The organism is Microbacterium resistens, from assembly GCF_021172025.1.
GTDB classification, from domain to species: Bacteria; Actinomycetota; Actinomycetes; order Actinomycetales; family Microbacteriaceae; genus Microbacterium; species Microbacterium resistens.
On sequence record NZ_CP082781.1, the window covers coordinates 1,872,812 to 1,895,713 of the forward strand.

Sequence of the window (22,902 nt, forward strand, 5' to 3'; positions counted from 1 at the left end):
TCGGAGGACGCTCGGGGCGCGCGCGGGTGTCCCGAGCCGATAACGTCGTGCATCGGAGGTCCCCCATGTCAGCTGTCCCCCCGTCCCCCGTCCCGTCCCCGGAGGCGCCCGCCGAGCCGCGCGGCGCCGTCGACCGCTTCTTCGAGATCACCCGCCGCGGCTCCACTGTCGCCGCGGAGGTCCGAGGCGGCGTCGTGACGTTCGTCACGATGGCGTACATCGTCATCCTGAACCCGATCATCCTGTCCACGACCGCCGACATCGACGGGACGAGACTCGACTTCGCCCAGTTGAGCGCGGCGACCGGCCTCACCGCCGCCGTGATGACGATCCTCTTCGGGCTCGTCGCGCGTCTTCCCTTCGGCTTCGCGGCGGGCCTGGGCATCAACGCCTTCCTCGCCTTCTCCGTGGTCGGGGAGGTCACGTGGGCGGAGGCGATGGGACTCGTCGTGATCAACGGGCTCATCATCGTCCTGCTCAGCGCCACGGGGCTGCGGCGGATGATCTTCGATGCGGTGCCGATGCAGCTCAAGCTCGCGATCACCGTCGGCATCGGTCTGTTCATCGCCTTCATCGGCCTCGTGAACGCCGGGTTCACCACCGCGACCGGCAGCGACTCCCCGCCGGTCGGTCTCGGCGTGGGCGGATCGGTCGCGACGATCCCGACCCTGATCTTCGTCGTGACCCTGCTGCTCACGGCGATCCTCGTGGGTCTGAAGGTCAAGGGCGGCATCCTGATCGGGCTCGTCACCGGCACCGTGATCGCGGTCGTCGTCGAGGCGATCTGGCACCTGGGGCCGAAGGTCTCCGGCGACACCGTGAACCCCGGCGGATGGGGACTGACCGAGCCGAAGCTGCCCGAGCAGCTCCTCGCCGTCCCCGACCTCTCGCTGGTCGGCCAGGTCGACCTCTTCGGGGCGTTCGGCAGGATCGGCGTCCTCGCCGCGCTCATGCTCGTCTTCACCCTGGTCTTCACGAACTTCTTCGACGCCATGGGCACCCTGACGGGCCTCTCCAAGGAGGCGGGCCTCGCCGACGCGGACGGCAACTTCCCGCGGCTGAAGTCCGCGCTGATCGTGGAGGGCGTCGGCGCCGTCGCGGGCGGTCTCACGTCCGGATCGTCGAACACGGTGTTCATCGAGTCCGGCGCCGGGATCGGCGAGGGGGCGCGCACGGGGCTGGCCAACATCGTGACCGGCCTGCTGTTCGCCGTGGCGATGTTCTTCACGCCGCTCGTGTCGATCGTGCCCACGGAGGTCGCCGCCGCGGCGCTGGTCATCGTGGGAGCGCTCATGATGAGCCAGATCCGCCACATCGACCTGACCGACTTCACGGCGCTGTTCCCGGTGTTCGTCACCGTGACCGTGATGCCGATGACCTACTCCATCGCCAACGGCATCGGCGCCGGCTTCATCAGCTGGGTGCTCATCCGCTCCTTCGCCGGGAAGGCACGGGAGATCAGCCCGCTGCTGTGGATCGTCACCGCCGGGTTCGTGGTCTTCTTCGCGCGCGGTCCGATCGAGGCCCTCCTCGCCGGCTGACCGCCCTCTCCCGTCCCCCTCTCCCCGCCCCCGCCGGGCCCCGCCCCGGCCCCGGCTCCGTACCGCCGAGACCCCCTCTGCCCGCCGATACCCCCTCAGGGATACGCGTGGACGAGGGGGTTTCGACGCGCAGAGGGGGCTTCGGCGTGCACGGGCGCAGGGCGAGCCCGGGAACGGACGCGAGGACCAGAGAGGGACCAGAGGAGCGACGGGGAGCAGAGATGCGCCGGAGACGAAAGAAGGCCCCGAGGTGGAGCTCGGGGCCTTCTCGTCGAGTCTAGCGCTTACAGCGCCGCGATGATCTCGCGCATCAGCGCCGCGGTCTCGGACGGGGTCTTCCCGACCTTGACGCCGGCGGCCTCGAGGGCCTCCTTCTTGGCCTGCGCGGTGCCCGCCGAGCCCGAGACGATGGCGCCGGCGTGGCCCATGGTCTTGCCCTCCGGGGCGGTGAAGCCCGCCACGTAGCCGACGACGGGCTTGGTGACGTTGGCCTTGATGAACTCGGCCGCACGCTCCTCGGCGTCACCGCCGATCTCGCCGATCATCACGATGGCCTTGGTCTCCGGGTCGGCCTCGAACGCCGCGAGCGCGTCGATGTGGGTCGTGCCGATGACCGGGTCGCCGCCGATGCCGATGGCGGTGGAGAAGCCCAGGTCACGCAGCTCGAACATCATCTGGTAGGTCAGGGTCCCCGACTTCGACACGAGTCCGATCGGGCCCTTTCCGGTGATGTTGGCCGGGGTGATGCCCGCCAGCGCCTCGTCCGGCGTGATGATGCCGGGGCAGTTCGGGCCGATGATCCGGGTCTTGCCGCCCTTCTCCACCGCGTACGCCCACGCCTCCGCAGAGTCGCCGACGGGAACGCCCTCGGTGATGACGACGAGCAGCGGGATCTCGGCGTCGATGGCCTCGATCATCGCGCTCTTGGTGAACGCCGGGGGCACGAACGCGACGGAGACGTTCGCACCGGTCTTCTCGATGGCCTCCTCGACCGAGGCGAAGACCGGCAGCTCGACGGCGTTGCCGTCCTTGTCGGTGTGCGAGACCGTGGTGCCGGCCTTGCGCGCGTTCACGCCGCCGACGATGTTCGTGCCGGCCTTGAGCATGAGCGCGGTGTGCTTGGTGCCCTCGCCGCCCGTGATGCCCTGGACGATGACCTTGGAGTCCTTGTTGAGGTAGATCGACATTTCTCTAATCCTTATCCGGTCGCTGAGCTCGTCGAAGGTCAGGCGTTCGCCAGTTCGGCGGCCTTGTCGGCGCCCTCGTCCATGGTGGCGGCCAGGGTGACGAGCGGGTGGTTCGCGCTCGCGAGGATCGCACGCCCCTCCTCGACCTGGTTGCCGTCGAGACGGACGACCAGCGGCTTCGTGGCGGCGTCGCCGAGGATCTCCAGCGCCTTGACGATGCCCTCCGCCACGGCGACGCACGAGGTGATGCCGCCGAAGACGTTCACGAAGACGCTCTTGACCTGGGGGTCGCCCAGGATGACGTCCAGCCCCGCGGCCATGACGGTCGCGGAGGCGCCGCCGCCGATGTCCAGGAAGTTCGCGGGCTTGACGCCGCCGTGGTTCTCGCCGGCATAGGCGACGACGTCCAGGGTCGACATGACCAGGCCCGCGCCGTTGCCGATGATCCCGACCTGGCCGTCGAGCTTGACGTAGTTGAGACCGGACTCCTTGGCCTTGGCCTCGAGCGGGTCCTCGGTCGCCTTGTCGGCGAGCTCCTCGTGCTGCGGGTGGCGCACCTCGCTCGCGTTGTCGTCGAGGGAGACCTTGCCGTCGAGGGCGATGACGTCGCCCTCCTCCGTCAGCACGAGCGGGTTGACCTCGACGAGCGTCGCGTCCTCGCCCTTGTAGACCTCGTAGAGCTTCACGAACACGTCCGAGACGGCGTCCAGGAGCTCCTCGGGGAAGTTCGCGGCCTTCGCGATCTCCAGCGCCTTGTCCTTGTCGATCCCCGTGAGCGGGTTGACCTCGATACGCGCCAGCGCCTCGGGCTTCTCGACCGCGAGCTGCTCGATCTCCATGCCGCCCTCGACCGAGCAGAGGCTCAGGTACGAGCGGTTGGCGCGGTCCAGCAGCACCGAGAAGTAGAACTCCTTGGCGATGCGGGCGCCGGCGGCGACCATCACGCGGCGGACCACGTGGCCCTTGATGTCGAGGCCGAGGATGGCCTTGGCGGCCTCGTACGCCTCGTCCGGGGTCTTGGCGACCTTGACACCGCCCGCCTTGCCGCGGCCTCCGGTCTTGACCTGCGCCTTGACGACGACCACGCCGCCGAGCTTCTCGGCCGCTGCCTTCACCTCCTCGGGGGTGTCGGCGACGATGCCGGCGAGAACCGGCACTCCGTAGGATTCGAAAAGGTCTCGTGCCTGGTACTCGTAGAGATCCACAGTGCAGTCCTTCGCTGGTTGCGGCGGGTGGGACGCGACAGGTGCTGTCGGGTGTCGATATCATTCGACCCGATCCCCCAGCCTACTACCGCGGATCCGCGCCCCCGACCGCCGTGGCGCGCACCGCGAGGGGGCTAGGCTCTCCTGCTATGACCGAGCACGCCGACGTGTCCCCCACGCGCACCGCCGTCGTCGCGGCGGCGCTGGAGCTGTTCGCCACGCGCGGCTTCGACGCGACCTCGGTCGAGCAGATCGCCAAGGCCGCGGGGATCTCGCGCTCGACGTTCTTCCGGCAGTTCGGCGGCAAGGACGACGTGATCTTCGCCGACCACGAGGAGATGCTGACGTCCCTGCGCACGTACCTCGACAAGCCGCACGCGAACCCGTGGGTCGCGGTGTGCGAGGCCTCGGTCATGGTCTTCCGGCGCTTCGCCGCGGATCCGGAGCTCGCCCGGCGGCGCTACCAGGTGGTGCGCCAGGTGCCGACCCTGCGCGACCGGGAGATCGTCACGGTCTTCCGCTACGAGCGTCTGTTCGACGAGTACCTGCGCCGTTCGCTGCCCGGCCTCGATCCGCTCGATGCGGTGAGCTTCGCCGCCATCGTGACCGCCGTGCACAACCACGTGCTGCGGCGGCTGCTGCGCGGAGCCCGCACGCCGGTCTCGGTCCTCCGCCGCGCTCTCGATGACGCGATGCGTCGTTTCGGGGTCCACCCGGACGACGCCGCGACCCCTGGGGACGACGCCATGGTCGTGGCGCTCTTCCCGCGCACCATGCCGTTGGCCGAGATCACGCGACGCCTTCGCCAGGACCTCGCCGACTGACCGCGTTCCTTTCCCGCTCCCCGACGGTTCGGGGCGCGTTGCCGGGAGTCGGGGTCTGCGACGGGGCGGATCCGCCCCATATCCCGCCCCGAATCGCGCGGGCACCGCCGCACACGCGGGGTCAGTCGGGCATCACGCGCTTGGTGATTCCCTGGATGTCGCGATCGATGCCGTCCAGCCGGTTCTCGACGCGATCGATCCGGTGCTCGACTTGCTCGATCCTTTTCTCGACCCGTTCGAAGCGCTGATCCACCTGCTCGAAGCGTCGATCCACCTGCTCGAACTGCCGATCCACGTTCTCGAAGCGGAGGAGCATCTCGGTGCGGAAGCCGTCCAGCTTCACGTCGAGCGCGTCGAATCGGGCGTCCACCGTGGCGAATTGCGCGGAGAAGGTCCGCGACAGAAGCTGCGTGGTCACCGTGATCATGCCGACGAGCGCCGCGGCGAGGACGCCGATCACCGCCCAGACCTGGGGCTCGTTCATGGTGAGCACGCTCCTATCCTCCCGTGGGTGGGGACGACTTTCCAGGGGGAGGCAACGGGAAGGGCCCCGATTCCGAAGAGTGGGGAGAACCGGCGCGCATGCCGGTCTGTGCAGGCCGAGCGGTGCCGGGACCGGCAGAGGCGGTACGCTGTTCCATGCGACGTGAGACTCAGTCTCATTCCCTCGTCGCTTCGGAGGACCCCATGAGCAACGAAGCCTTCCCCGGCGAGCGCGTCTCGTCCTACGCGCTGACCGGTCGGCGCGACACCGACTATTACGCCGTCTTCGCCGACATCCCCGAGGAGGACCGCGCCGCGTGGGACCGTGCGCGCGCCTACGTCGACGAGGTGGCGCCCCGGATGACGGAGGCCTGGGACAAGGCGGAGTATCCGCTCGAGGCGGCGCGGGCGATGGGCGCCTACGACCTCGTCGTCGACGGCGTGGTCCATCCGGCACTCACTCCCATGAGCCCGCTCGCCGCCGGCCTGGTGAACATGGAGATCTCGCGGGGGGACGGATCCCTCGGCACGATCCTCGCGGTCCAGGGGGGCCTTGCCCTGCGCACGCTCGCGCTCTTCGGCAGCCCGGCGCAGCAGGAGCGCTGGCTCGGCCCGCTCGCCGACGCGAGCGTCCTCGGCTCGTTCGCCCTGACGGAGCCGGATCACGGCTCCGACTCGGTCTCGCTGGAGACCACCGCGCGCCGGGTCGCCTCGCCGGACGGGAACGGCGAGTGGGTCATCCGCGGGGCGAAGAAGTGGATCGGCAACGGTGCGTCCGGCGGGATCACGTTCGTCTGGGCGCGCGTGGAGGACGAGGGCGCCGACGACCACGGCGCGGTGCGCTGCTTCCTCGTCGAGCAGGACCGCCAGGGGTACGAGGGGACCGTGATCACCGGCAAGGCCTCGCTGCGCGGCATCTTCCAGGCGCACATCCGCCTCGACGACGTCCGCGTGCCGCTGGACGCCGTGCTCCCGGGGGCGAAGAGCTTCAAGGACGCGTCGACGGTGCTGTACGCGACGCGATCCGGCGTGGCCTGGTCCGCGCTCGGCCACGCCACAGCCTGCTACGAGGCGGCGCTGACGTACGCCACCGAGCGCATCCAGTTCGGCAAGCCCCTGGCGAAGCTCCAGATGGTCCAGGAGCGGCTGACGCACATGCTCGAGGACCTCACCGCCATGCAGCTGTACTGCCGCCGGATGGCCGACATGGATGCGGCCGGGACGCTGCGACCGACCCAGGCGTCGCTGGCGAAGTTCCACAACACGCGGGCCGCGCGCCGGATCGCCGCCACCGCACGCGACCTCCTCGGCGGCAACGGGATCCTGCTCGAGAACGGCGTCATGCAGCACATGGCGGACATCGAGGCGATCCACACCTATGAGGGGACGGAGAGCGTGCAGGCGCTGCTCATCGGTCGCGACATCACCGGGATGAGCGCGTTCGTCTGAGCGCGATCGGGTGTGAGCGCGTCCGCTCGCACCGGCGCAGGTCTCAGTCGCAGGCGCAGCCGCCGGCGGGGGTGCGCACCATGAAGCAGACGTCGCACACGCCGTAGTCGCGCTCCTCCACCGGCTTCGGCTTCGGGGCTCGGGGCTCGGGGCGCGCGGCCCGGGGCCCCGCTGACGGCCGGGGCGTCCGCCGGGCGGCGGCGGACGAGGGCGACGCGGGCAGCTCGCTCGGATGCACCACGTAGAAGTACGGCGCCCGGCCCTCGCTGGGCAGCAGCGGCAGCGGCCGGGACCCGACGACGACCTGCTCGTCCTCGGTGAAGCCGTTCGTGTAGGTGCGTCCGATGTGCAGCGGCGCGCCGTCGCCGCGACGCAGAGCCTCGATGTAGCGGCCCCGGTCGATGAAGGACGTGATGCCGACGGCGTCCACGACCGCCGTGATGAACGCGTGGTTCTCCGGAGGGATCCGGTGCGCGCGCAGAGCGTCGGCGAGGGACTTGTAGGGGCGGGAGGTTCCGGTGGGGGTGGGCCCCTGCACTTCGTTCATCCCTTCCAGGATCGCACGTCCCGGGCGGTCCGTCCGCCCCGATCGGAACGCGCGTGACAGACTGGCCTCATGCCCCGCGCCACCGTGATCGGAAGCGGCCCGAACGGGCTCGCCGCCGCCGTCAGCCTCGCCCGCGCCGGATACTCCGTGCACGTGCGGGAGGCGGCCGGCGGCATCGGGGGCGGCGTCCGTAGCGAGGAGCTCACCCTCCCCGGCTTCGTGCACGACGTGTGCTCCTCGGTGCACCCGGTCGCCTACGCCTCGCCGTTCTTCTGCGCGTTCGGCCTCGACCGGTTCGACTGGATCATTCCCGAAGCGGCATATGCGCATCCGCTGGACGACGGACGCGCGGCCGTCGCATGGCACGACATCGAGCGGACCGCGGAGGAGCTGGGTCCGGACGGACGCGCCTGGCTGGCACTGCTGCGTCCCCTCAGCCGGCACATCGACGGGGTCACGGACTTCACCGGCTCGCCGCTGCTGCGCTTCCCGCGGCACCCCGTGACCGCCGCACGCTTCGGGCTGCGGGTGCTGGAGCAGGGGACCCCCCTGGCCGCGCGGACGTTCCGCACCCCCGAGGCGCAGGGACTGATCGCGGGCGTGATGGCCCACGCGAACACGGCCCTCCCCTCGCTCAGCGGTGCGGGGGCCGGGGTGATGCTCGCGGCCCATGCGCACGCGGGCGGCTGGGTGTACCCGCGCGGCGGGGCCCAGCACCTCGCGGACGTGCTCGCCGCCGACCTGCGAGCCCATGGCGGCACGATCGAGACCGGTGCCCACGTGACCGATCTCGCGGCGCTCGACTGGGGCGACCCCGACGCCGGCGACCTGCTGATGCTGAACACCTCCCCGCGACTGCTGCTCACCCTGCCGAACGTCCCCGAACGGTATGCCCGCGCGATCCGCGCATACCGATACGGCGCCGCGGCGGCGAAGGTGGACTTCGCGCTCGACGGTCCGGTCCCGTGGGCGAACCCCGAGGTCGCCCTCGCCCCGACCGTGCACGTCGGCGGGCCCCGCACCGAGGTCTGGGCGAGCGAGAACGCCGTGGCCCGCGGCGGCGTGAGCCGTACGCCGTACGCCCTGACCGTGCAGGCCTCCGTGCTCGACCCGACCCGCGCCCCCGAGGGCAAGCACACCCTGTGGTCGTACATCCACGTCCCGGCCGACTCGGATCTGGATGCGACGGAGATCATCACGCGCCGGATCGAGCGTTTCGCGCCGGGCTTCCGGGACCGGATCCTCGCCTCGCACGCGGTCACGGCGCGCGAGCGCGTGCACATCAACCCGGCCGAGATCGGCGGGGACATCCTCGGCGGCGCGTTCACCCTGTGGCAGGCCGTGAAGCGTCCGGTCGTCTCCCCCGCGCCGTGGCGCACGCCGATGCGCGGCGTCTACCTCGCCTCGGCCGCGACGCCTCCCGGCCCGGGCGTCAACGGCATGGCGGGCTGGTTCGCCGCGCGCACCGCCCTGGCCGACGCGGGAGAACCCGCCGAGCTCGCCGACCTCTTCGGCTGAGCTCGCATCGAGTGGTCAGTTTCTGTGGGTTGAATCGCCCCGAACCCGCAGAAAGTGACCACTCGACGGGCGTGACGCGGGGCGAGGCGACGGGGCAGGATGGTGCCATGCGCTACGAGATCCCGGCCCCGATGCTCGCGAAAGCCGCGACGGCGGTCCCCGACCCGGCGAAGGTCGACGGCGGGCTGCTGTACGAGCCGAAGTGGGACGGCTTCCGCGGGCTCGTGGCGTGGGACGGAGAGGAGCTGGAGATCGGCTCCCGGGGCGCCAAGCCGCTGACCCGCTACTTCCCCGAGCTCGTCGACGCGCTCTCGTCCGCTCTCCCCGGTCCCTGCCTGCTCGACGGGGAGATCGTCGTTCCCACGGGCCGGCCGGGCTCGCAACGGCTGGACTGGGAGGCGCTGAGCCAGCGCATCCACCCCGCGGCCTCCCGGGTGCAGCGCCTCGCCGCGGAGACGCCCGCGCTGTTCGTGGCTTTCGACCTCCTCGCCGTCGGCGACGAGGACCTCCAGTCCCTGCCCTTCGCGCAGCGCCGCGCGCGGCTGGAGGATCTCATCGGCGGATCCGCTCCTCCCCTCCATCTCACCCGGACGACCCAGGATCCGGACCTCGCCCGTCGCTGGCTCGCCGAGTTCGAGGGCGCGGGACTCGACGGCATCGTCGCCAAGCCGCTCGCCCAGCCGTATGCGCCGGGCAAGCGCACGCTGATCAAGGTCAAGCACGCGCGCACCGCCGACGTGGTGGCGCTCGGCTACCGCATCCACAAGAGCGGGTCCGGGGTGGGATCCCTGCTCGTGGGGCTCTACGGCGAGGACGGCGAGCTCCGCCAGGTCGGCGGGGTGGCTGCGTGGAGCGACGCGATGCGGCAGCAGCTCGTCGAGGAGCTGGATCCGCTCGTGGAGCGGGACGAGACCGGCGAGGCGGTGACCGGCGAAGGAGAGCGGTCCCGCTTCTCCGGCGCCAAGGACGTGTCCTTCGTGCGGCTGCGTCCGGAGCGCGTGCTCGAGGTCCGCTACGACCAGCTCGAGGGGTGGCGGTTCCGCCACACCGTGCAGTTCGACCGTTGGCGTCCGGATCGGGATCCGCGATCGTGCACGTACGAGCAGCTCGAGACGGTCGCCGGCTACGATCTCGCCGACGTCCTGACCTGACGACGCAGACGGCGACGGGCGACCGTGCCGCGGAGGCGGACCCGTCTCAGTCGGCGATCCGGTTGCCCTCGGCGTCCCAGTTCGCCTCCACCCGCTTGCTCGGCTGGACGCGGGGCGGCTCGCCGGGCATCTTCGGGAACTCCGGCGGGAACGGCATCTCGCCGAGGCCGTTGTCCACATCGCGCTCCCACCACTGCAGGAGGGTGTCGATGCGTCCGGGTGCGTCCTGCAGGGTCGCCCACGGGTCCGCCGTCTCGGCGAGGCGCCCCGGGATCGTCCGGACGGTGAAGCGGGTCGGATCCAGCTCGTCCAGCTCGTCCCAGTGGATCGGGGTCGACACGGGCGCCCAGGGCAGCGCTCGCGGACTGTATGCGCCGGCCATCGTGCGGTCGCGGTTGGCCTGGTTGAAGTCGACGAAGATCCGCTCCCCGCGCTCCTCCTTCCACCACGCGGTCGTGACCCGGTCGGGCATCCGCCGCTCGAGCTCGCGACCGGCCGCGATCACGGCGTGCCGGACGACGAGGAACTCGTGCTCGGGCACGATCGGGCAGAAGACGTGCAGGCCCCGGTTCCCGCTCGTCTTGATGTACGGCTCCAGGCCCGCCTCCCGGAGGACCGAACGCAGCTCGTGCGCGGCCGCGACGGCCTCGGCGATGCCTGTTCCCGGCTGCGGGTCCAGGTCGATCCGCAGCTCCACCGGGTTGTCGGTGTCCGCGGCGAGCGACGCCCAAGGGTGGAACACGACGGTGTTCATCTGGACCGCCCAGACGATCGCGGCGGCCTCCGTGAGCACGATCTGCGGATGCTTGCGTCCGCTGTTGTACGTGCACATGACGCTCTCGACGAAGTCCGGCGTCCCCTTGGGCGGGTTCTTCGAGAAGAAGCTCTCGCCGCCGATCCCGTCGCGGAACCGCTCCAGGGAGACCGGGCGGTTCCCGTTCGCGGCGAGGAACGGCTCGGCGACCGCCTGGACGTAGTCCGCGAGCTCGGCCTTCGTGATCGGGCCGCCGTCCGCGTCGGGCCAGACGGCGCGGTTCGGGCTCGAGAGGTCCAGGGTGCGGTCGCCCTTCGGGCCGGGGACGGTCAGCGTGATGCGCTCGGAGGCCATGCCACGACCCTATGGCCCCGAGAGCGGGCTGACCAGGCCCCGGGACCACGGGACGCGCGGGCGGACGCGCGTCACCTCAGCAGGAGGGAGGCGTGGTCGCGGACCTCACCGGCGATCGCGTCGAGCAGCGGCGAGCGCAGGTTCCATTGCTGCCAGAACAGGGGCACGGCCGTCTCGCTGTCGTCGAGCCGGACGAGCTCGCCGGAGACGAGCGCCGGCTCGGCCTGGACGACCGGCAACAGGCCCCAGCCGAGGCCGAGGCGGACCGCGACGGCGAAGTCGTGCGACGCGGGCACGTAGTGTCGCGGCACGCTCCAGGGGTCCACGTCGCGTGCTCGCAGCCAGTCGTGCTGGAGGGAGTCCCTCCGGTCGAAGTCGACGAACGGCGCGGTCGCGAGTGCGTCCGAGGTGAGGCCTCGGGAGAACCACCGGTCCCGGTAGTCCCGGGTCGCCACGGGCACGTAGCGCAGGCTTCCCAGCCCGGCCACCGTGCACCCGCCGACGGGCACGGACTCCGAGGTCACCGCGGCCATCACGGTGCCGCTTTCCAGCAGCCGGGCGGTGAAGCTCTGGTCGTCGCGGTGCAGGTCGAACTCGACGCGGTGGAGCTGCGCGATGCGCGCCAGCGGCGGCAGGAACCAGGTCGCCATGGAGTCGGCGTTGACGGCGAGCGGGACGCGGATCCGGACGTCCGTCTCGCCGCCGTCCGCGGCGAGGCCGAAGCCCGCGATCGTATCCCGCTCGAGCAGCGAGATCTGCCGCCCGAAGCGGGCGACCGCCTCACCGGCCTCCGTGGCGCGCACGGGTTTGGACCGGACCAGCAGCACGCGGCCGAGATCCTCCTCCAGGGTCTTGACCCGCTGGCTCACGGCCGAGGGCGTCACGTGCAGTCGCCGAGCGGCGGCATCGAACGTCCCCTCGTCGAGAACGGCCGCCACGGTCTCGGCCAGGATCGGATCCAGTCTCATGAAGTCATGCTAATGATAGTTAAGGAATCTTCGCTGGATCTACGGATGCACCGCCGCCTAACCTCGGGACATGCTCACCGTGCTCGCCGGCCTCGGACTCGGCCTCTCCCTCATCGTCGCCATCGGCGCCCAGAACGTCTTCGTCCTGCGCCAGGGGCTGCGACGCGAGCACGTCCTCCCCGTCGTCCTGATCTGCGCCCTCTCGGACGCGGTGCTCATCGTGGCCGGGGTGGCCGGGCTCGGCTTCCTCGTCCAGTCCGCGCCGTGGCTGGTCGCGGTCGCCCGCGTCGCCGGCGCGGCGTTCCTCATCGTCTACGGGCTGCTCGCCGCGCGGCGGGCGTGGCGGGGAGGCGAGTCCCTCACCGCGCCCGCGACGGAGAGGGCCACGCCGCAGGGCGTGAGCCCGAGCGGAGCCGCGGGGGGAACCGCGACCCTGACGGGCGGCACCGGGCTGCGCACCGCCGTCCTCACCGTCCTCGCGCTCACCTGGCTCAATCCCCACGTGTACCTCGACACGGTCCTGATGCTGGGCTCCGTCGCCGCGACGCACGGGAGCCAGCGCTGGCTGTTCGCCTTCGGGGCGATCACCGCGAGCGTCCTGTGGTTCACAGCCCTGGGGTTCGGCGCCCGCTACCTCGGCCGGTGGCTGCGCACACCGCGGGCCTGGCGCCTCCTGGACGCCGGGATCGCCGTCGTGATGATCGCCCTGGGCATCAGCCTCGTGCTCCCCCTGTTCGGGGGCTGAGCACCGCGCTCACAGCATCACGGACCGGTGCGGGGAGGTCGTCGAGCGCCGCACGGATGCCGTCGATCCCCGGCAGCCCGGCGCCTGCTCCGGGCACGGCCACGGCTGCGGCGCCGCAGACGTTCGCCAGGGCGCCGACGACCATCGGGTCCGTCGCGCCTCTGAGCAGTCCGGCGATCAGCCCCGCGCAGAACGAGTCTCCGGCCCCGGTCGTGTCGACGGGGCGGACCGTCGGGACCGGTGCCCGCACCGCGCCCGAGGCGGTGCACAGGAGCGAACCCGCCGAGCCCCCGGTCAGAGCCACGACCGAGGGCCCGCACACAAGGATCGCCCGCGCCGCGGCCTCGTCGTCGCTCTCCGTCGTCAGCCGCCGCGCGTCCGCAGCCCCGACGACGATGACATCCACCAGGCGGAGAAAGTCGCGCAGCACGGCCGGCACTGCGGAGACCGGGTCCACGGGCACGTCCAGCGAGACCGTCATCCCCGCCGCGCGCGCACGCCGCGCCGCCTCCTGCGCGGCGGACCGCTGCGGCTCTGCCAGGAGGGCGTACCCGGACACGTGCAGGTGCGCCGCGCCGGCGAGGTCCGTCGGCACGTCGGCCGAGCGCAGTTCGGCGCTCGCCCCGCGGTAGGCGAACATGGTGCGCTCCCCGTCGGGCGTCACCGTGATGACGTTGAGCGAGGTGGCCTCCGTGCCGCTGCGCCGGACGAAGCCGGTGTCCACGCCTTCCGCGGCAAGACCCGAGATCGCCTCGGCTCCCCGATCGTCGTCTCCCACGCACGCCACGAGAGCCGCGCGCACGCCGAGCCTCGTGAGCATGACCGCCGTGTTGGCGGCGGATCCGCCGAACCCGATCCGCTGACGCGTCGCCACTCCGTCGCCGCCCGGCGCGGGGTACGCCGGGATGTCCAGGTGGAGATCGACGTTGAGGTCGCCGAGCAGCACGACCTCGGTGCGCACGTCCCGGGCGTCCGTGTCGGGCATCAGTCCCCGAGCGCCTGGGCGAAGTCGGCGATGAGGTCGTCGATCCTCTCGATGCCGACGGACACGCGGATCATGCCCTGGGTCACGCCCATCTGCTGCCTCTCCTCCTCGGGGATGTCGAGGAAGGCCATTGTCGCAGGGAGCTGCGTGACCGTGCGCACGCCGCCGAGACTGGCCGCGAACGACGCGAGCCGCAGGCTCTTGCACACCTGCGCCGCCTCCTCCTCGGTGCCCACGCTGAACGCGAGCATCGCCCCGGGCGAGTCCAGCTGCTCACGCGCCGCCGCGTACTGGGGGTGCGACGGGTGGCCCGGGTAGTACACCCGCCGCACCTTCGGGTGCGCGTCGAGCCACTCCACCAGCCGGCCCGCGTTCTCCGTCATCCGCTCCACCCGCAGGGGCAGCGTCTGGATGCCCCGCAGCAACAGCCAGGCGTTGAACGGCGACAGCGCTCCGCCCAGCTTCGTGAGCGTGTTCCAGCGGATCTGCTCCAGCCAGTCCTCGGGGAGGATCTCGGAACGGATGCTGATGATCCCGCCCACCGCGTCGTTGTGCCCGCCGATGAACTTCGTCGCGCTCTCCAGCACGATGTCGACACCGTGCTCGTGCGGGCGGCAGACGACGGGGCTGGCGAAGGTGTTGTCGCAGATCACGACGATCCCGCGCTCGTGCGCGAGGGCGGCGATCTCCCCGAGGGGAGCGACCTTCATGGTCGGGTTCGCGATGGTCTCCACGTACACGGCCTTGGTCTCCGGGCGGATCGCCGCGCGGACGGCGCCCACGTCGGAGGAGTCGACGAAGGTGACCTCGATCCCGAAGTCCTGGATCCGGTGGTCGAAGAACTCGTGCGTGGAGCTGTAGGTGGTGAGGTCGACGACGACGTGATCGCCCACCTTCAGCAGCCCCAGGACCGCGTGCGAGACCGCCGCCATGCCCGAGGCCACGGCGAGCGCGTCCGTCGCGCCCGAGATGAGCGCCATCTGGTCGTCGAGCTTGTACTCGTTGGGGTTCCCGCACCGGCTGTAGATGTTGACGCTGCGGCGCGCGCCGTCGACCACCCGATCGTAGGCGTCGCCGTCGTACTGGTAGTTGGCCGACATGAAGATCGGGTAGCTGATCGACTGCGTGCTCTCCTCGGGCGAGTAGAACACGGCTCGGCTGGCGAGGCTCAGCTCGTGCGGGTTGTCCACGGAGCGTCCTTTCTGTTCGACGTGCGGGGCTCCGGCGTGCGCCGGGAGGTCATTGCTTGAGCGCGCCGCTCGTCAGCCCTCCGATGACATGGCGCTGGAACACCAGGTACACGAGGAAGGAGCCGAGCGCGGCGAGGAGGATCGCGGCGAGCAGCACGGGGTAGTTCGTGGTGCGCTCCCCGACGAAGTCGGTGAGCCCGAGCGGCAGCGTCTTGCGCTCCGGGCTGTTGAGGATCACGAGCGGGAAGAGGAAGTCGTTCCACACCCAGATGACGTTGACGATGCCCGTCGTGAACATCGCAGGCTTCGCGATCGGCACCATCACCCGGGCGAACACCGTCAGCTCGGACGCGCCGTCGATGCGGGCCGCCTCGATCAGATCGCGCGGCACCGTCGCGAAGAACCCCCGCATGATGAGCACGGAGATCGGCAGGTTGAAGGCGACCGTGGGGAGGATCACGCCCGGCAGGGTGTCCAGCATCCCCAGCTCCCGGATGATCGCGACCAGCGGGACCAGCGCGATGTAGGCGGGGATCGCCATCGCGACGAGCATGATCAGCTCCACCGCCGGCATCCACCGGGTGCGGTACACGACGAAGGCGTAGCCCGCGGCGGTGGCGATCGCGACCGTGACGAGCACGGAGGCCAGCGTCACGAGCAGCGAGTTCCCGGCGTACAGGGCGAGCGACCCGTCCGCCAGCGCGGTGGCGTAGTTGTCCCATTGCAGGGCGGAGGGCAGCGACCAGACCGACCCCTGGAACTCCTGGTTCGACTTGAAGGAGCTGTACAGCATCCAGACGAACGGGAACAGCACGACGAGGAGGTGGACGCCCAGGAGCACCAGGACGGTGACCGTGCCCCACCCGAGCCGGGTGCGCGGCAGGCGCTCACGCTCGCGCCGCCGCTCCTGCCTGCGTGTGTGTCGCCGCTCGTCGGGGACCACGACGGCCATGGTCGCCTGGCTCATCGCATGACCTCCTTCGTCGTCCGGACCCGGCCGCCCGGCGTCCGGGGCCGCGACACAGCGAGCACGAAAACGCCGACGACGACCGTGATGAGCAGCTGGGCGATGCCGATCGCCGAGGCGTATCCGGCCTCGAAGTTCCCGAACCCGGTCTTGAAGAGGTAGGTCGAGACCACGTCCGTGGCGTTGCTGGGCCCGCCCCGGGTCATGACGAAGACGAGGGAGAACGTCTTGAACGAGGTAACGACCGCCAAGAGCACGGTCGCCTGCACGTTGGAGCGGATCATCGGGACGCTGATCCCGAAGAACGTGCGGAAGTGCCCGGCCCCGTCCAGCGACGCCGCCTCGTACACCGACTCGTCCACGTCCTGGAAGGCCGCGACGAACAGCAGGATGTAGAGGCCCAGATACGTCAGGTTCATGACCACCAGCACGGCGGGCATCGCCAGGTTCTTGTCTCCCAGCCACCCCTGCGCGAAATCTCCGAGGCCGATGACGCGAAGGAACCCGTTGAGCAGGCCGAAGTACGGGTTGTAGACGAACTGCCAGAGCAGGCCGATGCAGATCTCGCTGATGACGACCGGGATGACGTAGAGGAACATCGCGGCCCGCTTGAACCGCGGGATCACCCGCACGAGCCAGTACGCGATCACCATTCCCAGGCCCACCTGGAAGACGATCGCCGCGAGCGCGATGAGGACGTTGTTGCGCAGGGAGGTCCAGAAGATCCCGTCCCCGAGGAGGCGGGCGAAGTTGTCCAGCCCGGCCCACTCGCGGGGAGAGAAACCGTCCCACACGAAGAACGAGAGCATCCCGGCGTTGGCCAGCGGGTAGGCGACGAACACCGCGAGGAATCCCAGCGCGGGGACGAGGAACGCGACCGCGATCAGCGATTCCCGTCGTTTGGCCCGGTGCAGCCCGCCGCGACGGGAGCCCGCCGGCGCGCTCAGCGCGAGCGCTCCGGCCGCTCGGTCGTCCCTGCCCATCCGCTCACTCCCCCGCGGCCACGGCCTCGTCGATCGCGGCGACGGCCTGCTGCGCGTCGACGGATCCCTCGATGAGGCCCTGCAGCGTCGAGTAGTAGAGGGTGGTGGCCTTGGGCGGCAGGGCGGTGTCGTAGAACGCGTCGAGGTGACCGGCCGGCTCGATGATGTCGGAGACGACGCCGGACAGGATCGGGCCCGCCACATCCGGGGTCGTCGCGCCCTGCAGCGTCACCATCGTCTTGCGCAGCTCGACGTACTTCTTCATGACTTCGGGGCTGGTGATGTAGCGGAGGAAGTCGGCGGCCAGCGGGTTGTCCGCCGCCTTGTCGGACATCGCGAACGCGGCGGCGACGCCGGCCAGGGTGTCGGTCTGGTCACCGGCGCCCCCGGTGATGCTCGGGAACGGGAAGTACCCGAGCTCGAACCCGTCCGGAGCATCGGCCGACATGCCGATCTGCCACGTGCCGTTGAGCACCATCGCCGCCTGGCCGTTGAGGAACAGCAGGTTGGCCTCCTGGTCCGACATCCCGTTCGCGCCGGTGGGGAGGTACTTCCGGTCTGCGAGGGTCTGCAGCGGTTCCGCGCCCTTCGGGTCGAAGGCGATGTCGCCGCCGTTCAGGAAGTCGGTGACCTGCCCGCTGCCCTTCGTGCGCATCTGCCCGTACTGGAACCAGAACGTGGCCGGCCAGCTGTCCTTGTTGCCGAGGGCGACCGGAACCACGCCGTCGGCCGCGATCCGCTCGCTGAGGCTCAGGAACTCGTCCCAGGTCGTCGGAGTCTTCCATCCCTTCTCCTCGAACAGGGCCTTGTTGTACCAGACCACCGCGGCGTCGATGTCGATCGGGACCGCATAGGTCGAGCCGTCGAAGGTGACGGACTCCATCGCCGACGGCAGGAAACCGTCGCCCCAGCCGTCCTTCGCGAGCTCGTCGTCGAGCTTCGCGACCTGTCCGCTCTTCACGAAGGCGTCGAGGAAGCCCCCGGGCAGCGTGTAAAAGACGTCGGGGACGTCGCCCGTCGACATCGCGGTCTGCAGCTTGGTCTTGTAGGAGGACTGCTCGGCGGAGACCTCCTTGATCGTCGCGTCGGGGTGCTCCTTCTTGAAGCCGTCCATCGCCCAGGTCATGAACTCGACCTTGTCCTCCTGGCCGGCGTAGGCGTGCCAGATCGTCAGGGCGTCCCCGCCGCCTCCTGCGGACGATGCGGATCCGGCGCCCACGCAGCCGGACAACGCCACGAGCGCGCCGACGGCGAGCGCCGCCACAGCGGTGGTGCGGAGATGACTGTTCACGGGAACTCCTTCGGACGGCACTGTCGGTGAAAGTGGTATCACTATATGCTCATCTGAATTGATGTGGTAGCACCACTTTTCGATCCGCCGAGGAACGACGGAGGCGAGGATAGGACGCATGGCACCCCATGAGAAGGCTGGAGCGATGACGCTCCTGCGTGCAGCCCTGCCGAGCCTGTCCGCCACGGAGCGACGTGTCGCGGACTGGATCCTCACCCGTCCGGAGCACTTGCTCGAGGCCTCGATGCTGGACGTCGCCCAGGCGTGCGACGTCAGCGACACGACCGTGCTGCGCATGTGCCGCAACGCCGGCTTCGCGGGCTTCACGGATCTGAAGCTCGCTCTCGCCCGTGATCTCGCGACCCCGATGCAGCTCATCCACGACGACATCGCGGACGGCGACGACCCGATGACGATCGCGCGGAAGGTCTTCGCCCACGCGTCCCTCTCCCTGCAGGACACCGCGAACGTGATCGACGCGGACGGATTCGCCTCCGCCCTCGACCTGCTCGACGGGGCGCGCGGGGTGCTGGTCGGCGGCGTCGGCACGTCGGGTGTCGTCGGACAGTCGTTCTACCAGCGCTGCCGGCGGCTCGGGATCAGCTGCGATGCCCCGCAGGACGCCCAGGTGCAGAACATCCATGCGGCCCTGCTCGGACCGGGGGACCTCGCCGTCGCGATCTCGTACTCGGGCGAGACGCGGTCCGTGGTGAGCATGGCCGAGGGCGCCCGCCGCGCCGGCGCCAAGGTGCTCGCGGTCACCGGGAACCGCGACTCGCATCTGGCGAAGGCTGCCGACGTCGTCCTCCAGAGCGTCTCGCATGAGACGCGCAATGAGCCGATCGCCGCGCGGCTCTGTCAGCTCACGCTGCTCGACGCCCTCTGCGTCGCGTACAGTCACCGGCATCTAGCCGACGTGCTCGCCCGGGATCAGCGCGCCGCCCAGGCGATCGTCGAGAGCTCCTTCTAACCTCCCCACCCCAGCATCGAGGAGTCACCATGATCGTCCAGATCTACACCGCGCAGTCCGCCGACGAGGCCGTCGCGCTGGCCGCGCTCGGCGTCGACCACGTCGGCCTCACCCCGACCTCCGTCGGACTGCCCGGGCAGATCACCGAGGCCGTCGCCGCCGAGGCCGTCGACGCGCTCCGCGGGCGGGCGCGCTCGGTCGCCCTGAGCGTGGAGGTCGACGTGGACGAGATCGCCCGGATGGCCCAGGCCGTGCGACCCGACATCCTGCACCTGTGCGGCGAGATCGGAGCCGTGGGCCCGGAGGACGTGCGACGGCTGCGCACGCTTCTGCCCGCGGGCATGGAGATCATGCAGGCGATCGCGGTCGGCGCCGACGGCGATCTCGCCATGGCGCGCGCATACGCCGAGGTGGCCGACTACCTCATCCTCGACTCATACACGACGGACGTACAGGGGGTCGGAGCCGCCGGCGTCACCCACGACTGGTCCCGAAGCGCCGAGATCGTCGCGAGCGTGAGCGTCCCCGTGATCCTCGCCGGCGGCCTGTCGGCCGACAACGTCGCGGAGGCGATCGCCGTCGTACGCCCGTGGGGCGTCGACTCCCTCACCCGCACCAACCGTCCCCTCGGCGGCGGACGGTTCGAGAAGGACCTCGACGCCGTGTCCGCGTTCGTCCGCGGAGCGGCCGGAGTGCCGACGCTCTGACCGGTCCGGCGGCGGCCCGGGCCCACGCCCGGGCCGCCGCCTCAGTCCGTGAGGTCGAGGACGGCACGGACCATGCTGTCGGCGTCGATGCCGTGATGCCGGTACACGTCGGCGAGGTCGCCCGACTGCCCGAACCGACTGACCCCGAGGTGCCGGGCCGGCACCCCGTGCACGCCCGCGAGGAAGGCCAGCGCGTGCGGGTGTCCGTCGAGGACGGTGACCATGGGCGCGGCGCGGTCGGCCGGCAGCACCTGATCGAGGATCCAGCTCTCCGCTGCGGCGTCCTGTCCGCCGCGTGACTGGACGGCCTCGAAGAGCAGACCCGGGCTCGTCACGCAGACGACGTCGACGTCGCGGCCGAGGCGGGACAGACGCTCCGACGCCTCGATCGCCTCGGGGACCATCGCCCCCATCGCCACGAGCGTCGCCGCCGGACGCGCGGCGGTCCGCCACCGGTACCCGCCGGAGACGACCTGCCGGCGGCGCCGTTCGCGCGCCGCCGGGTCGGAGGGAATCGCTGCCAGCGCCTGATCGACCGGTTTCGTCGACAGCCGCAGGTACGCCGAGCGCCCTCCCTTCCGTCCCATCTGCGCCATCGCGGCCAGCAGCGTCCACTCGACCTCTTGGACGAACGCCGGCTCGTACGCGAGGCATCCCGGCTGCTCGAGACCGATCGACGGCGTCTTGACGGACTGATGCGCTCCGCCCTCCGGCGCCAGAGACACCCCGGACGGCGTGCCGATGAGGATCGACTGCCCGCCGGCGTAGATCCCGTAGGACCACGGCTCCAGCGCACGTTCGACGAACGGATCGTAGAGCACGCCGATCGGGAACAGCGGCTCGCCCCAGCGGCTCCACGTGGCGCCCAGCTCGCCGAGCAGGCTCACGAGGTTGACCTCGGCGATGCCCAGCTCGATGTGCTGGCCGCTCGGTCGCTCGCGCCAGTGCATGATCGTCTCGGGGTCGTCGTCGAACCAGTCCTGCCTGTCGTCCGTCGACCACACCCCGACCTTGTTGAGCCACCCGGCCAGGTTCGTGCTGGAGCTCACGTCGGGGCTGGCCGTCACCACCCGACGCGCCACGTCCGGCGCCGAACGCGTGAGATCCAGCAGCACCCGCCCGAGTGCGGCCTGCGTGGTGCCGGTCCCAGACGGCGTGCGGCCGAAATCGGCGGGGACGCGCGGCGGGGACGCCTCCGGCACCGGGGTCCGCGTGAGCCGTGCCGCGGTCTCCCCGCACAGTCGTCCGGCGACGGTGTCCGGGCCGAACCGCGCCCAGGGAGCGGCGGAGTCCATGCCGCACTCCGCCGCGAAGCGGGCGTACTGCTCGTCGGTGAGCAGCGACGAGTGGTTCTGGGGATGACCCGCCGTCGGCAGGCCGTTGCCCTTGATCGTGTACGCGATGATGACGGTCGGGCGCTCGTCGTCGATCTGCGCGAACGCCGTGCGCAGCGCCGCCAGGTCGTGACCGCCGAGGTTGCGGATCGTCTCGACCAGTTCGTCGTCGCCGACGCCGTCCAGCAATGCGCGAATGGCCGGGGCCGTCTGCCCCGCGCCGGGCAGCCGGTGTCGCAGCTCGGCGGCGGGGCAGCGCAGCAGGCGCTGGTACTCGGCGTTCGGCATGTCCAGGATCCGGGCGCGCAGCTCCGCGCCGCCCGGACGGGAGAAGAGCGCGTCGAGCCGCTGGCCGAACGGCACGGTCAGCACCTGCCATCCCGCCGCCGAGAACATCCGCTCGAGCTTTCCCGCCGCGATGTTGGGCACGACGCGGTCGAGGGACTGCCGGTTCAGGTCGACGATCCACACGAGCTCCCCGAGATCCGGGACGTGCGGATCCAGCAGCGCCTCCCAGACCGCCCCCTCGTCCAGCTCGGCGTCGCCGACCAGGGAGTACTGGCGCCCTCGCGCAGAGGCGCCCGAGATCGTCGCGGCGTAGCGGCGGGCCACCGCTCCCCAGATCGGGGCCGTCGCCCCGATCCCGACGGATCCCGTCGAGTAGTCCACGGTGCCGGGGTCCTTGGCTCTGCTCGGGTAGCTCTGGATGCCGCCGAAGGCACGCAGGGTGGTCATCTGCTCGTCGGTGAGCTCGCCGAGCAGGTAGTGGATGGCGTGCAGCACGGGCGACGCGTGGGGCTTGACCGACACTCGGTCCTCGGGACGCAGCTGGTCGAACCAGAGCGCGGTCATGATTGTGGCGAGGGAGGCGCTGGACGCCTGATGCCCGCCCACCTTCAGGCCCGACGGATTCGGCCGGACGCGGTTCGCGTGATGGATCATCGACGTCGCGAGCCACAGCACGCGCTGCTCGATTCGGGCGAGCACGTCGAGATCCACGGGCGGGACGGAGGGAGCGAGAGGGACGACGGAGAGAGACATGTGCGCGGGTCCTCGGGAAGGAGGCACGGGCGCCTTCGCCCGCACCGGGTGCTCCCGGCCCTTCTGGGGCCCTGGCGTCGACGCCTGGTGCGCGTCCTCCGCAGGAGCAGGAACATAAGCAGAATCTGACCTCATTGGAGCATCAAGGGTCGTGATGGACAATAGACAACAGACAAACTGATCAGAACGCGCAGATCAGCCCTCACTACGACAGGAGGACGTGAGCACCGTGGCAGAGAAGAGAGTCGCCGACCGGACCGATCGCGGACTGCTGCGGCAGCTCATCCGCACGCCGGGCGCCACCATCGTGGCGCTCGCCGAGGCGACGGGTCTCGCCCGCAACACGGTCCGTGCGCGCCTGACCCGCTACGACGAGGACGGCACGCTGCGCTCCTTCCAGCGCCGGATCGACCCGGCCGTCCTCGGATACCCCCTGAGCGCCTACGTGCTCACGCGGGTCACTCAGCGCAAGCTCGACCAGGTCGGCGCGGCGCTCGCCGACGTCCCCGAGGTGATCGAGGTCCTCGGGCTGTCCGGCATCACGGACCTCATGATCCGCGTCGTCGCGCGCGACGCGGACGACCTCTACCGGGTCGCCGGCCGGATCCTCGACATCGACGGCGTCAAGCGGACGACGACCGGCCTGGTGATGCGGGAGATGGTGCCCTACCGGATCGAGCAGCTGCTCTGAGGCCGTTGCCGCGGGCG

General features: G+C 70.7%; 21 protein-coding genes. 9 read left to right on the forward strand and 12 right to left on the reverse strand.

Features of this window, described 5'->3' with window-relative positions; all coding sequences use genetic code 11:
• The first annotated feature begins 65 nt into the window (after positions 1–65).
• The gene (locus tag K8F61_RS08925) at positions 66–1,541 is read left to right on the forward strand and encodes an NCS2 family permease (RefSeq protein WP_231821393.1); all 1,476 of its coding nucleotides are present in this window, start codon (positions 66–68) and stop codon (positions 1,539–1,541) included.
• A gap of 284 nt (positions 1,542–1,825) precedes the next feature.
• On the opposite strand, the gene sucD is transcribed toward K8F61_RS08925, so the two are convergent.
• Complete coding sequence (gene sucD, locus K8F61_RS08930) at positions 1,826–2,728, reverse strand: succinate--CoA ligase subunit alpha (RefSeq protein WP_067243819.1); 903 nt, start codon at positions 2,726–2,728, stop codon at positions 1,826–1,828.
• Positions 2,729–2,766: 38 nt separating this feature from the next.
• A complete protein-coding gene (gene sucC, locus K8F61_RS08935) occupies positions 2,767–3,933 on the reverse strand; it encodes an ADP-forming succinate--CoA ligase subunit beta (RefSeq protein ID WP_231821394.1) in 1,167 nt (388 codons plus the stop codon).
• A 149-nt stretch (positions 3,934–4,082) separates the two neighbouring features.
• Here sucC and K8F61_RS08940 point away from each other — a divergent pair, with 149 nt between their 5' ends.
• Complete coding sequence (locus tag K8F61_RS08940) at positions 4,083–4,757, forward strand: TetR family transcriptional regulator (protein WP_231821395.1); 675 nt, start codon at positions 4,083–4,085, stop codon at positions 4,755–4,757.
• Between the two features lie 121 nt (positions 4,758–4,878).
• On the opposite strand, the gene K8F61_RS08945 is transcribed toward K8F61_RS08940, so the two are convergent.
• Entirely contained in the window at positions 4,879–5,250 is a 372-nt protein-coding gene (locus tag K8F61_RS08945) for a tropomyosin (RefSeq protein ID WP_231821396.1), read from the reverse strand.
• A 194-nt stretch (positions 5,251–5,444) separates the two neighbouring features.
• Here K8F61_RS08945 and K8F61_RS08950 point away from each other — a divergent pair, with 194 nt between their 5' ends.
• Positions 5,445–6,689: an acyl-CoA dehydrogenase family protein gene (locus tag K8F61_RS08950; RefSeq protein WP_231821397.1), complete on the forward strand. Its 1,245-nt coding sequence runs from the start codon at positions 5,445–5,447 to the stop codon at positions 6,687–6,689.
• 43 nt (positions 6,690–6,732) lie between these two features.
• Here K8F61_RS08950 and K8F61_RS08955 read toward each other — a convergent pair whose 3' ends face one another.
• Entirely contained in the window at positions 6,733–7,236 is a 504-nt protein-coding gene (locus K8F61_RS08955; protein ID WP_231821398.1) for a hypothetical protein, read from the reverse strand.
• Between the two features lie 69 nt (positions 7,237–7,305).
• Between K8F61_RS08955 and K8F61_RS08960 the strand changes: the two genes are divergently transcribed.
• Positions 7,306–8,754: a phytoene desaturase family protein gene (locus K8F61_RS08960; protein WP_231821399.1), complete on the forward strand. Its 1,449-nt coding sequence runs from the start codon at positions 7,306–7,308 to the stop codon at positions 8,752–8,754.
• Positions 8,755–8,861: 107 nt separating this feature from the next.
• Complete coding sequence (locus K8F61_RS08965; protein ID WP_231821400.1) at positions 8,862–9,905, forward strand: ATP-dependent DNA ligase; 1,044 nt, start codon at positions 8,862–8,864, stop codon at positions 9,903–9,905.
• A 46-nt stretch (positions 9,906–9,951) separates the two neighbouring features.
• Here K8F61_RS08965 and ligD read toward each other — a convergent pair whose 3' ends face one another.
• Both ligD and K8F61_RS08975 read right to left on the reverse strand, forming a co-directional pair.
• Positions 9,952–11,013 (reverse strand): non-homologous end-joining DNA ligase, encoded by a 1,062-nt coding sequence (gene ligD, locus K8F61_RS08970; RefSeq protein ID WP_231821401.1) that lies wholly within the window; start codon positions 11,011–11,013, stop codon positions 9,952–9,954.
• A gap of 71 nt (positions 11,014–11,084) precedes the next feature.
• A complete protein-coding gene (locus tag K8F61_RS08975) occupies positions 11,085–11,981 on the reverse strand; it encodes a LysR family transcriptional regulator ArgP (protein ID WP_231821402.1) in 897 nt (298 codons plus the stop codon).
• A 70-nt stretch (positions 11,982–12,051) separates the two neighbouring features.
• On the opposite strand from K8F61_RS08975, the gene K8F61_RS08980 reads away from it, so the two are divergent.
• The gene (locus K8F61_RS08980; RefSeq protein WP_231821403.1) at positions 12,052–12,726 is read left to right on the forward strand and encodes a LysE/ArgO family amino acid transporter; all 675 of its coding nucleotides are present in this window, start codon (positions 12,052–12,054) and stop codon (positions 12,724–12,726) included.
• On the opposite strand, the gene K8F61_RS08985 is transcribed toward K8F61_RS08980, so the two are convergent.
• From K8F61_RS08985 to K8F61_RS09005, 5 genes are read right to left on the reverse strand one after another with little or no spacing between them, the layout of a single operon-like run.
• Positions 12,695–13,711 carry a carbohydrate kinase family protein gene (locus K8F61_RS08985; RefSeq protein ID WP_219085205.1) on the reverse strand — a complete coding sequence of 339 codons (1,017 nt, stop codon included), beginning with the start codon at positions 13,709–13,711 and terminating at the stop codon, positions 12,695–12,697. The two genes, K8F61_RS08980 and K8F61_RS08985, sit on opposite strands and share 32 nt — an antisense overlap.
• Positions 13,711–14,901: a trans-sulfuration enzyme family protein gene (locus tag K8F61_RS08990; RefSeq protein WP_067243838.1), complete on the reverse strand. Its 1,191-nt coding sequence runs from the start codon at positions 14,899–14,901 to the stop codon at positions 13,711–13,713. The genes K8F61_RS08985 and K8F61_RS08990 overlap by 1 nt, the downstream gene beginning before the upstream one ends.
• Positions 14,902–14,950: 49 nt before the next feature.
• Positions 14,951–15,868, reverse strand: a complete 918-nt coding sequence (locus tag K8F61_RS08995) for a carbohydrate ABC transporter permease (RefSeq protein WP_231821404.1) — start codon at positions 15,866–15,868, stop codon at positions 14,951–14,953.
• Positions 15,865–16,851, reverse strand: a complete 987-nt coding sequence (locus K8F61_RS09000) for a carbohydrate ABC transporter permease (protein ID WP_231821405.1) — start codon at positions 16,849–16,851, stop codon at positions 15,865–15,867. The genes K8F61_RS08995 and K8F61_RS09000 overlap by 4 nt, the downstream gene beginning before the upstream one ends.
• 4 nt (positions 16,852–16,855) lie before the next feature.
• Positions 16,856–18,142 carry an ABC transporter substrate-binding protein gene (locus K8F61_RS09005; RefSeq protein WP_217996187.1) on the reverse strand — a complete coding sequence of 429 codons (1,287 nt, stop codon included), beginning with the start codon at positions 18,140–18,142 and terminating at the stop codon, positions 16,856–16,858.
• A 118-nt stretch (positions 18,143–18,260) separates the two neighbouring features.
• Between K8F61_RS09005 and K8F61_RS09010 the strand changes: the two genes are divergently transcribed.
• On the forward strand, positions 18,261–19,112 hold the full coding sequence (locus K8F61_RS09010; protein ID WP_084344396.1) for a MurR/RpiR family transcriptional regulator: 852 nt from the start codon (positions 18,261–18,263) through the stop codon (positions 19,110–19,112).
• Between the two features lie 29 nt (positions 19,113–19,141).
• Positions 19,142–19,819 (forward strand): phosphoribosylanthranilate isomerase, encoded by a 678-nt coding sequence (locus K8F61_RS09015; RefSeq protein WP_231821406.1) that lies wholly within the window; start codon positions 19,142–19,144, stop codon positions 19,817–19,819.
• 41 nt (positions 19,820–19,860) lie between these two features.
• Here the strand turns inward: K8F61_RS09015 and K8F61_RS09020 are convergent, their stop codons facing one another.
• Complete coding sequence (locus K8F61_RS09020) at positions 19,861–22,194, reverse strand: transketolase-like TK C-terminal-containing protein (RefSeq protein ID WP_231821407.1); 2,334 nt, start codon at positions 22,192–22,194, stop codon at positions 19,861–19,863.
• A gap of 229 nt (positions 22,195–22,423) precedes the next feature.
• Between K8F61_RS09020 and K8F61_RS09025 the strand changes: the two genes are divergently transcribed.
• Positions 22,424–22,885 (forward strand): Lrp/AsnC family transcriptional regulator, encoded by a 462-nt coding sequence (locus K8F61_RS09025; RefSeq protein ID WP_231821408.1) that lies wholly within the window; start codon positions 22,424–22,426, stop codon positions 22,883–22,885.
• The last annotated feature ends 17 nt before the right edge of the window (positions 22,886–22,902 follow it).